General features: G+C 64.2%; 15 protein-coding genes. 8 read left to right on the top strand and 7 right to left on the bottom strand.

Annotated features, from left to right (window positions below; translation table 11 throughout):
• Window positions 1–37: 37 nt before the first annotated feature.
• Window positions 38–1,696, bottom strand: coding sequence for an amidohydrolase (locus CK222_RS11190; protein ID WP_067327066.1), 1,659 nt, complete (start codon window positions 1,694–1,696; stop codon window positions 38–40).
• Between the two features lie 168 nt (window positions 1,697–1,864).
• Between CK222_RS11190 and CK222_RS11195 the strand changes: the two genes are divergently transcribed.
• The 3 genes from CK222_RS11195 to CK222_RS11205 all read left to right on the top strand — a co-directional run bounded on the left by CK222_RS11195 (window position 1,865) and on the right by CK222_RS11205 (window position 4,785).
• Entirely contained in the window at window positions 1,865–2,896 is a 1,032-nt protein-coding gene (locus CK222_RS11195; protein WP_095800428.1) for a histone deacetylase family protein, read from the top strand.
• 411 nt (window positions 2,897–3,307) lie between these two features.
• Window positions 3,308–4,018 carry a helix-turn-helix transcriptional regulator gene (locus CK222_RS11200; protein WP_095800635.1) on the top strand — a complete coding sequence of 237 codons (711 nt, stop codon included), beginning with the start codon at window positions 3,308–3,310 and terminating at the stop codon, window positions 4,016–4,018.
• Window positions 4,015–4,785 (top strand): helix-turn-helix transcriptional regulator, encoded by a 771-nt coding sequence (locus tag CK222_RS11205; protein WP_095800429.1) that lies wholly within the window; start codon window positions 4,015–4,017, stop codon window positions 4,783–4,785. The genes CK222_RS11200 and CK222_RS11205 overlap by 4 nt, the downstream gene beginning before the upstream one ends.
• 35 nt (window positions 4,786–4,820) lie before the next feature.
• Here CK222_RS11205 and CK222_RS11210 read toward each other — a convergent pair whose 3' ends face one another.
• Genes CK222_RS11210 through motA form a run of 6 tightly spaced genes read right to left on the bottom strand, consistent with a single transcriptional unit; the run spans window position 4,821 to window position 9,707 of the window.
• A complete protein-coding gene (locus CK222_RS11210) occupies window positions 4,821–5,258 on the bottom strand; it encodes a hypothetical protein (RefSeq protein WP_067002370.1) in 438 nt (145 codons plus the stop codon).
• A gap of 19 nt (window positions 5,259–5,277) precedes the next feature.
• Complete coding sequence (gene flhB / locus CK222_RS11215) at window positions 5,278–6,360, bottom strand: flagellar biosynthesis protein FlhB (RefSeq protein WP_095800430.1); 1,083 nt, start codon at window positions 6,358–6,360, stop codon at window positions 5,278–5,280.
• Window positions 6,361–6,384: 24 nt separating this feature from the next.
• Window positions 6,385–7,401, bottom strand: coding sequence for a flagellar motor switch protein FliG (locus CK222_RS11220; protein WP_095800431.1), 1,017 nt, complete (start codon window positions 7,399–7,401; stop codon window positions 6,385–6,387).
• 43 nt (window positions 7,402–7,444) lie between these two features.
• On the bottom strand, window positions 7,445–7,831 hold the full coding sequence (fliN, locus tag CK222_RS11225; RefSeq protein ID WP_095800432.1) for a flagellar motor switch protein FliN: 387 nt from the start codon (window positions 7,829–7,831) through the stop codon (window positions 7,445–7,447).
• Between the two features lie 30 nt (window positions 7,832–7,861).
• Window positions 7,862–8,797 (bottom strand): FliM/FliN family flagellar motor switch protein, encoded by a 936-nt coding sequence (locus tag CK222_RS11230; RefSeq protein ID WP_095800433.1) that lies wholly within the window; start codon window positions 8,795–8,797, stop codon window positions 7,862–7,864.
• A gap of 34 nt (window positions 8,798–8,831) precedes the next feature.
• Window positions 8,832–9,707 carry a flagellar motor stator protein MotA gene (gene motA, locus CK222_RS11235; protein ID WP_095781161.1) on the bottom strand — a complete coding sequence of 292 codons (876 nt, stop codon included), beginning with the start codon at window positions 9,705–9,707 and terminating at the stop codon, window positions 8,832–8,834.
• Between the two features lie 144 nt (window positions 9,708–9,851).
• Between motA and CK222_RS11240 the strand changes: the two genes are divergently transcribed.
• The 5 genes from CK222_RS11240 (at window position 9,852) to flgB (ending at window position 13,870) form a co-directional block, all read left to right on the top strand.
• Window positions 9,852–10,628 (top strand): DUF1217 domain-containing protein, encoded by a 777-nt coding sequence (locus tag CK222_RS11240; protein WP_067326092.1) that lies wholly within the window; start codon window positions 9,852–9,854, stop codon window positions 10,626–10,628.
• A gap of 7 nt (window positions 10,629–10,635) precedes the next feature.
• On the top strand, window positions 10,636–11,349 hold the full coding sequence (gene flgF, locus CK222_RS11245; RefSeq protein ID WP_095800434.1) for a flagellar basal-body rod protein FlgF: 714 nt from the start codon (window positions 10,636–10,638) through the stop codon (window positions 11,347–11,349).
• Window positions 11,350–11,353: 4 nt separating this feature from the next.
• The gene (fliI, locus tag CK222_RS11250) at window positions 11,354–12,760 is read left to right on the top strand and encodes a flagellar protein export ATPase FliI (RefSeq protein ID WP_095800435.1); all 1,407 of its coding nucleotides are present in this window, start codon (window positions 11,354–11,356) and stop codon (window positions 12,758–12,760) included.
• Window positions 12,741–13,400, top strand: a complete 660-nt coding sequence (locus CK222_RS11255) for a hypothetical protein (RefSeq protein WP_095800436.1) — start codon at window positions 12,741–12,743, stop codon at window positions 13,398–13,400. Before fliI ends, CK222_RS11255 begins: the two co-directional genes overlap by 20 nt.
• 89 nt (window positions 13,401–13,489) lie before the next feature.
• The gene (flgB, locus tag CK222_RS11260; protein WP_095800437.1) at window positions 13,490–13,870 is read left to right on the top strand and encodes a flagellar basal body rod protein FlgB; all 381 of its coding nucleotides are present in this window, start codon (window positions 13,490–13,492) and stop codon (window positions 13,868–13,870) included.

Raw genomic sequence — 13,870 nt, forward strand, 5'->3', positions numbered from 1 at the left:
AACGCAATACCCATGCCAGCCTCAGGCCTAGTCAATCCTAAGCTTGGAAAGTGATCTTGCCGCCACAGATGGTGGTGACCGGCCGCACGGTGTGCAGCGCCTCCGGCGCCGTCTTCTCGATATCGGCCGACAAAACCACGATATCGGCGAGGTATCCGGGCTTCAGGCGCCCCTTGCGGTGTTCCATGAATTCGGCATAGGCGCCTTCGACCGTGTAGCCGGCAATCGCTTCATGCAGCGAGAAGCTCTGGTCCGGCAGGCCTTCTGCCCAAGGTTTGCGCAAGACCGCCGCCTGGATGCCCAGGATCGGGTCAACCGGCGAGACCGGCCAGTCGGATGCGAAGACGACCCGCGCGCCGGCATTCTTCAAGGTGCGCCAGGCATAGCTCAGCGGCCACTTATCGTGGCCAATGCGCGAGATCGTCGGCTCCAGCGGGAAATTCATCGCGCCCGGCGGATGCGGCGGCTGCATCGAGGCGAGCACGCCGAGCTCGGCGAAACGCGGCACATCGGACGGGGTGATCACTTCGATGTGCTCGATGCGGTGCCGGCTGTCGCGCCTGCCGTTTTTCTTCGCTGCCGCCTGGTAACCGTCGAGCACGGCGCGCACCGCTCCGTCTCCGATCGAATGAACGGCGATCTGCAGGCCGCGCCTGTCGGCTTCGACCGCAACCTCGGCGAAATGCTCGGGGGAAAAAAGCGGCTCGCCGCGCCAGCCCGGACGGTCGGCATAATCGTCGACCATCACCGCGGTCCAGGAATCCAGCACCCCGTCGTAGAAGACCTTGACCATGCCGGACGACAGCCACTCGGAATTGTACGCCGCCGCCATGCGCGAGGCTTTTTCCAGCATGTCCAGCTTCATGAAATTCTTGAAGTGGAACGGGATCTTGGTGCGGCAGATGAGCCGTCCTTCCTCTTGCAGCCCGGCGAGCAGCTCGAGCTGGTAGAGGTTGCCGTCCATGTTCTGGATCGAAGTGATGCCGTGCTTTGCGCACCACTCGAGCCCGCGGTGCATGAGATCGCCGTCGGCGGCAAGCTCCGCTGCCGACGGATAGGGATCCGGCTCCGCACCTTGGAGGCCGAGCCGTGTCCGGTTCGCGCCGAAATGATCGAGCACGGGACCGAACGCCTCGCCTTCGCGCAACTCGCCGGCGGCAAGCCCGTCCGCGCCCATGACGATTTCGTTGCCTGGTCCCACCTGCTTGCCATGCAGCAGGCCGGCCTCTTCCAGCGCCTTGGTGTTCGCCCACATCGTGTGATGGTCGGAGGCCGACATGGCGAAGGGCCGGTCGGGAATGATACGGTCGAGGTGATGGCGGGTCACCGGCTCGGGCAGGATCGCATAGTCTACACCGGCGCCGAGCAGCAGCCTGGCTTTCGGACGCTTCGCCGCAAAGCCCTGGATCGCGTCGCGAAGCGCGTCGAAGCCCTGCACGCCTGTCAGATGCAGATTGTCGAGCTCGGCCGCGCCGCCGAACAAATGCATGTGCGCTTCGATGAAGCCCGGCAGGACGGAGCCGCCCTGAGCATCGACGACACGAGTGGCAGGGCCTTTGCAGTCGCGGAGGCTATCGCGATCTGCGATCGCAATTATCTTATCACCTTTGATGGCAATGGCCTGGGCGGCGGGGGTATCCGGATCCATCGTCAATATGCTGGCGTTCTCGACGATAAGATCGGCCGTTTGCGGCATCATTTTCTCCCATTTCTGCCTAGGCTAGCAGAGTATTGGCGTCTGGCAAGCCGTCCCATGCTGGCCCGAACGACAAATTGAAATGCCCCTTGGCGGCGCCGGAACTCTCTGCCACAAAGCTGTTTGAGGCCCCGTAACCAGAACTCGAACAGCGAGCCAACTCCCAAAATGAAGACAGTTTTTTCGCCGCTTCACGCCGGTCACGCCGGCCAGATGGAACTGGTCACCTCGGCGATCGTGCCGGGTTTCGAGAAGCCATCGCGGGCCGAATTCATCAAGGCAAGGGTGGAAAGCGAGAAGCTGGGGCCGATCATCGGGCCGGTCGAGCACGACCTTGCCGCCGCCAAGCGCGTGCATGAAGCGCACTACATCGATTTCCTGCCGACGGTTTGGCCGGAATGGGTCGCCGCCGGCTTCAAGGGCTCGGCGATGGGCTTCACCTGGCCGACGCGCGGCCTGCGCGGCGATGTCCCGCCGAAGCGCATCGACGCCCTGCTCGGCTACTATTCCTTCGATGCCGGCGCCACTTTCGTCGAAGGCACATGGAAGGCGATCAAGTCATCCTATGACGTCGCGCTGACGGCGGCCGCCCTGGTCAAGGGCGGCGAGCGGACCGCCTTCGCGCTCTGCCGCCCGCCCGGCCACCACGCCGGCGCTGCCTTCATGGGCGGCTACTGCTTCATCAACAACGCCGCCGTCGTCGCGCAATGGTTCCGCGACCAGGGCGCAAGCCGTGTCTCGATCCTCGATGTCGATTACCACCACGGCAATGGCACGCAGGAGATTTTCTATCGCCGCGGCGACGTCCAGGTGCTCAACCTGCATGGCGATCCGATGGTCGAGTACCCCTTCTTCCTCGGCCATGCCGACGAGCGCGGCGAGGATGAAGGCGAAGGCTTCAACGTCAACTACCCGATGCCCTTCGGCACCAACTGGGACGGCTGGAACGCAGCGCTGGAAGACGCCTGTGCCAAGCTTGCCGCCTATGCGCCGGACGTGGTCGTGGTCTCGCTCGGCGTCGACACCTTCGAGAAGGATCCGATCAGCCAGTTCAAGCTGAAGAGCGAAGACTATCCCAAGATCGGCCGGCGCATCGCCAAGCTCGGCCTGCCGACGCTGTTCGTCATGGAAGGCGGCTACGCGGTTGAGGAAATCGGCATCAACGCCGTCGGCGTGCTGACCGGCTTCGAGGACCGCTGAGCCATATCTGATTGAAAGGACGCGCTTCCGCCTGCAACGGACGTCACCGGGAAATCGGCTCGATTCAGCTCTGAAGCCACCCCCAAGCAACGCGATGAGCAGCCGCTGAGTCGCAACAAGAGTCCAGCGGATTCGATTTTGTCAAATCGCGTTTGATGTCGGATTCATCTGCGGGTAGATTAGACCCGAATCAGCCGGTCCACGGGGGGCGCGGCGACCACCCAAAGTCTCAAGTTCCGGCGTCCTGCCGGTACCAGACGCGGACGGCTTCGCGTTCCCTGTAAGGATTCGGCTCGGTTGGGCGCTGTGCGCGCCCGTGGGTGTGTCTTCGTAAACGTGACGCGTTTCGGGTCCGAGCGCTGGCCAATGCCAGCACCGGGCGCAAGGATCGATTCCGGTCAGAATATCAAAATGAGCAGTCCCGCCGCGATTCTTCATTCCGACGCTTCAGGCTCGCGCCTGGCGTCGCGCGGCGATCTCACCAGTTTCTTCATGCAGCTTTCAGCCGATATCGGCGCCGACAGCTATATGTTGGTCGCCATGGTGCACGATCAGGATCGAAACGACGCGCGTATCGTGTCGTCGAACTGGATTTTCGACGCCATCGAGTTGATCGGCAAGCGGCTGATTGCCAATCTCGCGCTCGGCCCGCTGACGGCAGCGCCGGGCGTGCGCCCCAAGCCATTGGTCGCGGCGCATGCGCCCGACGCCGGCGCGCTACTGAGCGGCGAGGAAGCGCGGCTGCTCGATGTGCTCGGCCACGCCGAGATCTATTCGCTGAGGTTGAATGTCGGCCGCCAGCGCCTTTTCGTGCTGTTTTCCGCCGCCGAGCCCGCCAAGATCGACCTTACGGCCTTGATGAAGGCGCAGCTGAAATGCTGCTACGCGTTATCCAGCATCCCGCAATTGATCGCCGCGGCATCCATGCAGGATCCGCTGTCGGACCGCGAGCGCGAATGCCTGTTCTGGGTATCGGAGGGCAAGACCACCGACGAGGTGGCCCTCATCCTTGGCGTCTCGTCGAACACCGTCAACAGCTACATCACGCATGCCATCCAGAAATTCGCGGCTTCGAACCGCGCGATGGCGATTGCGACCGCTATCAGGAGCGGCATCATTTGAAGCACGCACAGATCAAAGAGGCCGCTGCCGCCCTTTTCAACGAGCAGCGCAATCCGTTCGGCGCCTTCTCGCTCGGATCGGAGACGCATCACGCGGTGACCATTCCGGACGCCGTGCGCCGCTGCCGCTGGATCGCGGTCGATATCAACGCTTCTGGTTTCGGACTCTTCTTCGTCAGCCCCTCGCTGGAGCGAGCGCGCCTGGTCGCCTGCTTCGATTCGGATTATCCGTCGACCGGCCTCACCACCAAATTCATCTCGGGCGCCAGCGGCGAGGAAATGGTGCGCCACAGCCGCATCTCGACGACGCCGCGCTGGTGGGCCGACAGCGGCATGGCCGTTTCGCAGCAGAGGTTGGAGAGCCTGGCATGGTCCGAACCGACCGCGCCGCTCGCGCCCGGCACCGACGGCATCGCCTTTCCGGTGCATGCGGAGCGCGGCCAGTGCGGGCTACTCGTCTTCCTGGGGCCGGATATGACCCTTTCGGACGACACGCTATGTGAAATCCACGCGCGCTGCTTTGCCCTGTTTGCGTCGGTCGCCCGCATCCGTCCAAGCGAAACCGGCAGGACGCGCGCCATTTCCAAGCGCGAACTCGAATGCCTGAAGCTGACCGCCAACGGCAACACCAGCGAGGAGATCGCGAAGCTCCTGAAACTGTCGGTGCACACCGCCAACCAGTATCTCACCCAGTCGACGCAGAAGCTCAACGCTGTCAACCGCAACCAGGCGGTCGCGAAGGCGCTGCGCCTTGGCCTGATCGAGTAGCTCGCCCAGGCCAGGCGCCGAGACCTGAAACATCGTCAGGGAAAAGCGAGCGGCTCGGTCCTCCGGATGCGCGCCTCGTCGATCGCGTCCTCGAGCAGGGCGGTGTTGTGCTCCGGCGTCTCGCCCGGCTTCTCGAAAGAGACGTAATTGACGATCACGGACGTGCCCTGCCCGGTCAGCATCAGCTGGAAATAGACGGTTACGCCGCGCGGCCGAAGCTCGAGATCGAGCACGATGCGCGGGCTGCCGCTCCAGTCGACATGCGCTTCGCCGCCATGACCGAGCCTGAGCGTGCCCGGCTGGAAATAGAGCTCCGCAGCCGAGTCCACCAGGTCCGACAGGCAGGCGAAATGCTCCAGCCGGATAAAGGCGATATAATCCGCGACCTCGATCAGGCGCAGCTCGCCCACCACGTCCTGGATGGCATTGGCGACGATCTGCTCGCGTGAATTGGCGTGTGGTTGCCGGTTCATGGATAGAAACAGCGTCCGATCATTGGGTTACTTTTCGCTCGGCCTTCTTCGAGTAGACGATCCGCACCAATTCGGCGACCGCCTGGTAGAATTGCGACGGGATCACGCTATCAACTGAAACTTGCTTGTACATGGAGCGGGCAAGCGCCACGTCCTCGAAGATCGGGATGTTGTTCTCTCTCGCGATCTCGCGGATTTTCAGCGCCACCAGATCCTGGCCCTTGGCGAGCACCAGCGGAGCGGAGTCCTCTTCGCGCACATATTTCAGCGCGATGGAATAGTGGGTCGGATTGGCGATGACGAGCGTCGCGCGCGGCACCGCCGTCATCATGCGCCGCCGCGCCCGGTCACGCGCCAGCGAGCGCAGGCGCGACTTCACGATCGGATCGCCTTCCGACTGCTTCAGCTCGTCTTTCACTTCCTGCTTGGTCATGCGCAGGTCGCGCCGCCAGTGGAAGCGCGACCAGACGATATCGGCGACCGCGACCGCCCCCATGACGAAGACGATCGCCACCAATATGTCGACGAAGATGCCGCGGATGACCATGCCGAACGACACCGGGTTGGTGATCATGCCGGCGAGCAGCCTGCGGTGATCTTCCGACAGCGTGAAGGCGAGCACGGCGATCGCGAAGGCAAGCTTGGCCAGCGACTTGGCGAATTCGACAAAGCCCTGCACGCCGAACAGGCGGCTCCAGCCCTTGGCGATCGAAATGCGCGACAGCTGCGGCCGGATCCGTTCGCCGACGAATTGCGGGATGTTCTGGAACACCGAAGCGCCGACGCCGGCGACCACCAGCAGCACCAGCAGGCTGACGACGGCGCGGCCGATTTCGAACAGCACGGTCTTGTAGAGCTCGATGACGTCGGTCTCGGTGTCCATCGGCCAGGCTTCCGGCTTTTCCAGGAACATGGCGAGGAACATGCCGAGATTGACGATGGCGTCCTTGGCGTAAAAGACGCTGAACACCAGTATGGCGAGGAAGGAAGCGAAGATCGCCGTCTCGCGCGAGTGAGGCAGCTTGCCCTGCTCGATCGTGTCGCGGATCTTCTTTTCTGTGGCTTCCTCGGTTTTGGAATCCTTGTCGACCGCGTCAGCCATGGTGCCCTGACCGCATCGCTATCGTCAGGCGGCTTCGGCGGTGGTCTGCGTCGAGGGAAGCTCGAACGCTCCCTGCCGCGAGAGACGAATGGTCGCCACGGCGATCGTCTTTCGCGCCGCCATGATGTCGGCCAGCGCGATACCTTCCGATCCCTGTCCGAGCTCGGATTCGATCATGCGGCGCGAGCGAGCGCCGATCGCCGACAGCACGGATTCGGTTAGCTCCGCCGGCGCGCCGCGCAAAGCCAGTGTGACGAGCTCCGTCGACAGCCCGTCGAACAGAAGCACGCGCGCCTTCTGGGCGAGCAGCGGCAAGTCGTCGAAGGCAAACAGCCGCGACCTGACCCCGGCCAGATCGGGCGTGCCCGCTTCCTCCAGATCCTGCATGAGTTCGTCGAGCTCGGGCTTGGCCATCTCGTTGAGCACGCTGGCGACGCGCTCCTGGCCGACCGAGGTGTCCCTGGTCGCTTTTTGCGAAAGCACGCTGGCGCGCAACTGGTTCTCGACGATCCTGGCTGCCGCATCCGGAATGTTGGCCATCGTCACCATGCGCTTGATGATCTGGCTGCGTATCGGCTTTTCCATCGTCAGCAGCACATTGGCCGCGGTCTGCGGCGCAAGCTTCGACAGCACCATGGCGGACGTTTGCGGGTGTTCGCCGGCGAGGAAGGTGCCCAGGCGCGTCGGCTCGAGCTTTTCCAGATCCGGCCAGATCGGCGACGGTCCCTCAGGAGCGGGCTCGAACTTCTTCTCGCCCATGATCGCGCTCATTTCCTCCGGCGACAGCGATTCGTTGAGGATCGTGTCCATCCGGTCCGCCGAATCGAGCAGGCCTGCGCCCTCGGTGAACTCGGCCTCGAATTCCGCAACGATGCGCTCCAGGTCGGTTTGCGGAATGGTGCGCAGCAGCCGCGCGCCCTCGATCAACGCCTTCAGCTCCTCCTGCTTGAAGAATTTGAGCAGCCGGCTGGCCGAGGGCTTGCCCATCGCCACCAGGATGGCGGCGGCCTTTTGCGGGCGCGTCAGCGTCAACGATGTCATTGGGCCTGGCTCCGCTGCCGGTGAATGCTCTCGCCGTCCATGCTCAGGCGCTCTTGGTAGCAGCGTTGATTTCGGTAAGCCTGATGCCGAAGCGCGACGGATCGTGTTCCAGCACCGTGATCTCGCCACGCGCGATTCTGCGGCCGTTGACCACCACGTCGACCGGCTCGCCTATGCGGCGGTTGAGCGCTACCGTCGAGCCCTTCTGCAGCGCCATCAGCTCCGACACCGGCATTTCGGTGCTGCCCAGAATGATCTGCACATCGACCGGAATCGTCATGATGATCGAGGAATTGGCGCCGGCCTGCAGGGCAGCGTCGGGGCGGTTCTCCTCCTCCCGCAGCACGCCGCGCAATTCCTCGATGGCGCGGTCGAGCTGCTCGTCCGGCTGGTCGGCTTCGGGTTCGGCTTCCAAGTTGGTCTTTGCCATGCCTCGTCTCCAATAATCCCAAGCCAGGCCTCAGCCCGGCACCAATCCGTCGATGAAACCCTGCCCGCCATCGTGGGGATGCCGGATGCGGACCGTGTAGTTCTGTCCGAGCTTGCCGAACTCGCAGACAAACAGCGTCTTGTCGCGCGCGCTGAGCTTTGCCTGCAGTTGCGCATCTTCCTCGAACTCGATCACCTGTCCGGGCTGGAAGGCGGCGAGATCGCCAAGCGACAGCCGGGCGAGCGGCATGGTGGCCTCGAGCCGCACGGCCGAGCGCATCACTTCTTCCGAGAAGCGGGCTCGCCAGTCGAATTCCGTCGTCTGGTCGCCGCCGTGATCTGCGGTGGCGCCGCGGGTCGCCAAAAGGATTCGCTGCGGGATCATCACCGTCACCGTGCCGGTGTCGGTCGGCGTCGAGATGCCATAGATGATGCGAACCGCCGCCCCGTCGCGCAGCACGCGCCGTTTCGCCTCGTTGCCGGACATCGCCCTCGGGACAGGCTGGCGCAGCTCGAGAGAACGCCGGCCCGATCCGTTCAGCGCCATCGCAACCTCTTGGAAGACGGTGGTGGCGACGTCGGTCTCGATCTGTGACAGGTCGCGCTCGATCGGCGCCACCGGCTGATCCGGGTCCCCGCCGAACAGCGCCTGGACCATGACGGCGATCGCCGGCGCGTCCATGACGAGCGTCATGGCGTCGGCCGACGTCGGCGACGGAACGATGGTCATGGCGAAGGTTTCGCCCGCGCGCATACGCGCATCGGGGACACGTCCCACTTCGACCGCCTGCAGGTCGACGGTGACCGGCGCGCCAAGCTCTCCGGAAAGGGCTTTCTGCAGCAGCGGGAGCGAGCGCTCGGCCATGCCGCGGCCGACGCCGATCACCTGCGCGGCCTCGCCGCTGTCGCCGACGAGACGCTCGATGATGAGAGCCCGGGTTTGCGACGGACTTGCCGGACTGGTCATGACGGCAAGCGGCCCCGGCTGAAGTTCTGCATGCTCAGGCCGCCTTCTTCTCGGCGGTGCCGGTGCTCATCGTGCTCTGCTCGACGGCATCGATCGTCGGACGCTCATAGGACGAGATGGTCTTGCGGCCGAACTCGATCGCGACCTGCGGCAAGGCGCCGTTCATGTAAGCGAGCAGCGTCTGCTTGACGATGATATAGAGGCGGTTCTTCTTCTCGCGCACCGTCTTGATCTTGGTGGCGACCGGACCGACCACGGCATAGGACAGGAAGATGCCGAGGAAGGTTCCGACGAGCGCAGCACCAATCAGCCCGCCGAGAATTTCCGGCGATTGGTCGAGCGCGCCCATCGCCTTCACCACGCCGAGCACGGCCGCGACGATGCCGAGCGCCGGCAGGCCATCGCCGACCGCGACCATCGCGTGATAGGCCTTCAGCTTGTCGGTGCGGATCGTCTGGATCTCCTCATCCATCAGCGCCTCGATCTCGTGCGAGCGCGCATTGCCGATGATGATGATGCGGCAATAGTCGCAGATAAAATGCGTCAGGTCGTGGTTCTTGAGCACGGTCGGGAACGCCTGGAAGATTGCCGACTCTTCCGGATTGTCGATATGCGCCTCGACCTCGCTGCGCGACTTCGATCGCAACTCGCGCATCAGGCTGTGCAGGACGCCAAGCGTTTCGAGATAGTCGCGCTCCTTCGGCACGGCCTGCTTGAAGGCCTCGAGAATGCCCTTGCCGGTGTCCTTGACCGTCTTCATCGGATTGGCGACGAGGAAAGTGCCGAGCGCTGCGCCGCAGATGACCACCGCTTCCCAAGGCTGGATCAGCACATGCAGATGCCCACCCATGGCCATGAAGCCACCGAGCACGCAGCCAAGCGTCACCACAAGTCCGATCAGAATACCCACGACAGGTCCTTCCACATGTCACGTCGGGGATCAGGGATAGTCCTCGTGCCTTGTGTGAGGCTTGAATCGCGATGCGGAAACCGATTCAGCCTCGCACAAGGAAGCATCGCTATCGTCACCGGAAAGCTTCGGCCGGAGGCGCAGATGTTGAACACCTATACGAGCTATCAGCTCATCGCCAAGGACATCCCAAAGGCAATCGACCAGGTCGAGTCGCAGCCCGTCGTGAAGCGTGACACCGACTACTATTTGGCCAATATCGGCAACGTTAAAAGCATCGACGATTTCGTCAACAACACTCGGCTGTTCAACTACGCGATGAAGGCGTACGGGCTGGAAGACATGGCCTATGCCAAGGCCTTCATGGTCAAGGCGCTCAAGGAAGGCGTGTCCGACTCCGACAGCTTCGCCAACAAGCTGAGCGACAAACGTTACGCCGACTTCGTCAAAGCGTTCAACTTTGCGGCTTACGGCTCGACCGCCACGCTCTATCCTTCCGCCCAGCAAGGCGCGGTCGATAAATACATGCGCCAGACGCTGGAGGAGAATGCCGGCGAGACCAATCAGGGCGTGCGGCTGGCGCTCTATTTCCAGCGTAAGGCGCCTGACATCAACAGCTGGTATGACGTGCTCGCCGACACGGCCCTTTCGAGCGTGGTGCGCACGGCTCTCGGCCTGCCCGACTCCATCGCCTCCGCCGACATCGACAAGCAGGCGCAGATGTTCGAGCAGAAGCTCGATATCGCCGACTTCAAGGATCCCGACAAGCTGAACACCTTCCTTACCCGCTTCACCAGCCTGTGGGAGATCAACAACCCGACGACCACTGCCGTGACCTCGGTCAGCGTGCTGTTCGCGCAACCGACGACAGTCGGCATCTCGACCGATCTGATGATGGCCATGCAGAAGCTGAAGTTCTGAGAACACCATGCAGGACAGTCTCTACGTCGCCCTCTCCTCGCAGATTGCGCTCGAACGCCGTCTCGACACCATCGCCGACAACGTCGCCAACGCTTCGACCATCGGCTTTCGCGCCACCGGCGTGAAATTCGAGGACGTAGTCTCCGGCACCGGGCCGAAGTCGGTATCCTTCGCATCCTCCGGCAAGACCTATCTTTCCAGCGCGCACGGCTCGCTGACCGAAACCGGCAATCCTTTCGATTTCGCCATCCAAGGCGACGCCTGGTTCGCCATCGAGACGCCGGCCGGCACGGTGATGACCCGCGACGGCCGTTTCTCCATGAACGAGAACGGCGAGCTGATGTCGATCGAAGGCTATCCGGTGCTGGACAGCGGCGGCGCGCCGATCCAGCTCGATCCGCGCAACGGTCCGCCCAAGGCCGGCGCCGATGGCTCGCTACGCCAAAACGACCAGCTCGTCGGCGCCATCGGCCTCTACGATTTCGACCCCGGCGCCAATTTCGTCCGCTACGGCAATTCGGGCATCGTTCGCCCGGAACCGGTCACCGACCGCTCCGATGTCGGCGTAGCTCAAGGGTTTCTCGAGGAATCCAACGTCAATCCGGTGCTGGAGATGACCCGGCTGATCCAGGTGCAGCGCGCCTTCGAGAATACGGCTGCGCTGATCCGGCAGAGTGCTTCGTCCACCGACGATGCGATTAAGACGCTCGGCGACAAGTAACGGGATGGCGAACGGCTCGTCCCTGCTCCGCGCGCCTGAGAAGCTTGCAGACGCCGGTCCCACGGATCGGCTGGCCGCGCTCGAACGCATCTGGCGGCGGTTCGACAACCCGGAAACGCTGCTCAGCCGCGGCGGCCGCGTCGTCGAGATCTCGCCCACTCACTACAAGGTGCGCGGCCTTTCGGACATTGCCAGGCTCGGCGACATCGTCGAGCAGCGCGGCAAGACCGGCACGCGCCGCGGCGAGATCGTCAGGATAGGCCGCGACGAGGTGGTGGTCGCGCCGTTCGAGCGCCACGCCGATGCCGGCATCGGCGACACCGTTTTCCGGCGCGGCCCACTCGCGGTCGCGCCGGATGTTTCCTGGCGCGGGCGCGCCATCGACGCTTTGACTCGCGTCATCGACGGCGGCCCGCCGCTGGTCAGGCCGAATGCCGCCGGCAGCGCCGACACATTGACGCCCGGCGCCATGTCGCGGCAGCGGGTCGACACCGGCTTTCTGACCGGAGTGCGGGTGATCGACATCTTCACGCCGCTCTGCTTCGGCCAGCGGCTCGGCATCTTCGCCGGCTCAGGCGTCGGCAAGTCGACGCTGCTTGCCATGCTCGCCGGCGCCGAGGCCTTCGACACGGTGGTCGTGGCGCTGATCGGCGAGCGCGGCCGCGAGGTGCGCGAATTCCTCGAGGACACCATCGGCGCCGACAGCATGGCCAAGACCGTCGCGGTCGTCGCCACCAGCGACGAGAGCGCCATGATGCGCCGGCGCGCGCCCGACACAGCCATGCGTGTGGCCGAGCATTTCCGCGACCAGGGCCATCGCGTGCTCCTCGTGCTGGATTCGATCACCCGCTTTGCCCATGCGCTGCGCGAGGTGGCGACGGGCACCGGGGAGCCCCCGGTCGCGCGCGGCTACCCGGCATCGGTCTTCACCGATCTGCCCAAGCTGCTCGAGCGCGCCGGACCAGGCGCCGAGGGCAAAGGCTCGATCACCGCCATCATCTCGGTGCTGGTCGACGGCGACGACCACAACGATCCGGTGGCCGATTCGGTGCGCGGCATCCTCGATGGCCACGTCGTGCTCGACCGCGCGATCGCCGAGCAGGGACGCTACCCGCCGGTCAATCCGCTGTCGTCGATCTCACGTCTCGCCAACAAGGCCTGGAGCGCGGAGCAGCGCATGCTGGTGACAAGGCTGAAAGCGATGATCGCGCGCTTCGAGGACACGCGCGACATCCGTCTGCTCGGCGCCTATCAGGGCGGCGCCGACGCCGAGCTCGACATCGCCGTGCGCCAGGTGCCGCTGATCTACGAGGCGCTCACGCAGTCGCCGAGGGATCGCGCATCGGCCGATCCGTTCACCGATCTCGCCCGCCATCTCAAGGGGAAGCAGAATGGCGATCAAGGAGACTGACCTGCAACAGACCGAGCGCATGCTGCGTGAGATGATTGACGAGGCCAAGGCCGCCGAGGAGGCCGACGCCAGCCGCGACTCGCTCATCAACGGCCTGTTCCCGAAAAAGGTGGAGTGGCCGCAGCCGCCGCCGGTCCAGTTCCCCCGCCTGGCCAACAGGAAAGCGGACCGGCGCAGCGATTTCGTCGTCGCAGCGCTCGGCATCACGCTCGGCCTGATCTGCGCGCTGTTTCCCTGGTATATCTTTTTCAACCAGGAGCAGTTCGGCGTTCAGACCATCAAGTTCGGCGGCAGCGGCAGCAATTCGGGACGCGACGGCGGCGGCGTCGCGGCCGAACGCAGCGGACCGCTGACGGCCAAGGACGTTCCCAACGCCGATATCGACCTGCTGGCCACCGGAACGGTGCAGGACGAACCCCCGCCGGCGCCTGGCGACCAGCCCTTCCCTGCGGCCGCGGCGGAATTCAGGATGGTGCATGTCGCCAATGGCCGCGCGATGATCGAGGACGACACCGGCCTGTGGATCGTCCAGCGCGGCTCCGTCCTGCCGGACTCCAGCCGCGTCGCCGCGATCGAGCAGCGCGGTGGCAAGTGGGTGATCATCACCGATGCCAACAAGGTGATCCAGCTTTCCAGGTGATGGTCTCGTAACGGGCCGCGGGCTCGCTCCGCGCAAGGTCCGCGCAAGACTGGCGGCCTAGTCTTGTGCGTACTCGCCCGGAGAGTCCCATGGAACCCGTCAACCTCTTTGACCTCGCCACCCGGCAGTCGCAATGGCTGGCCGTGCGCCAGTCCGCGATCGCATCCAACATCGCCAATGCCAACACGCCGGGCTACACGGCAAACGACGTCGAACCGTTCGAAAAGGTCCTCGACCGGACTGCGGTGACGCTGGCGGCCACCCAGACCGGCCATTTGGGCGCCGAGGGGACCAATGCCGGCTTCAATCTCAAGCCGGAGGATGTCACGGGCTCGATAATGCCGTCGAAGAACACGGTGGTGCTCGAGGACGAGCTGATGAAGGCCGGCGAAGTGCGCCGCTCCTTCGAGCTCAACACGGCGATCGTCAAAGCCTTCCATTCGATGATGACGATGGTGGTGAAGAGCTGA

Origin of the sequence: Mesorhizobium sp. WSM3866, assembly GCF_002294795.1 — a bacterium.
Taxonomy (GTDB): domain Bacteria; phylum Pseudomonadota; class Alphaproteobacteria; order Rhizobiales; family Rhizobiaceae; genus Mesorhizobium.

Bases quoted from the DNA above. Each gene is read 5' to 3' on its own strand.
- CK222_RS11190 (WP_067327066.1), bottom strand. From the start codon at position 1,696: ATGCCGCAAACGGCCGATCTTATCGTCGAGAACGCCAGCATATTGACG.
- CK222_RS11195 (WP_095800428.1), top strand. From the start codon at position 1,865: ATGAAGACAGTTTTTTCGCCGCTTCACGCCGGTCACGCCGGCCAGATG.
- CK222_RS11200 (WP_095800635.1), top strand. From the start codon at position 3,308: ATGAGCAGTCCCGCCGCGATTCTTCATTCCGACGCTTCAGGCTCGCGC.
- CK222_RS11210 (WP_067002370.1), bottom strand. From the start codon at position 5,258: ATGAACCGGCAACCACACGCCAATTCACGCGAGCAGATCGTCGCCAAT.
- flhB (WP_095800430.1), bottom strand. From the start codon at position 6,360: ATGGCTGACGCGGTCGACAAGGATTCCAAAACCGAGGAAGCCACAGAA.
- CK222_RS11220 (WP_095800431.1), bottom strand. From the start codon at position 7,401: ATGACATCGTTGACGCTGACGCGCCCGCAAAAGGCCGCCGCCATCCTG.
- fliN (WP_095800432.1), bottom strand. From the start codon at position 7,831: ATGGCAAAGACCAACTTGGAAGCCGAACCCGAAGCCGACCAGCCGGAC.
- CK222_RS11230 (WP_095800433.1), bottom strand. From the start codon at position 8,797: ATGACCAGTCCGGCAAGTCCGTCGCAAACCCGGGCTCTCATCATCGAG.
- CK222_RS11240 (WP_067326092.1), top strand. From the start codon at position 9,852: ATGTTGAACACCTATACGAGCTATCAGCTCATCGCCAAGGACATCCCA.
- flgF (WP_095800434.1), top strand. From the start codon at position 10,636: ATGCAGGACAGTCTCTACGTCGCCCTCTCCTCGCAGATTGCGCTCGAA.
- fliI (WP_095800435.1), top strand. From the start codon at position 11,354: ATGGCGAACGGCTCGTCCCTGCTCCGCGCGCCTGAGAAGCTTGCAGAC.
- CK222_RS11255 (WP_095800436.1), top strand. From the start codon at position 12,741: ATGGCGATCAAGGAGACTGACCTGCAACAGACCGAGCGCATGCTGCGT.
- flgB (WP_095800437.1), top strand. From the start codon at position 13,490: ATGGAACCCGTCAACCTCTTTGACCTCGCCACCCGGCAGTCGCAATGG.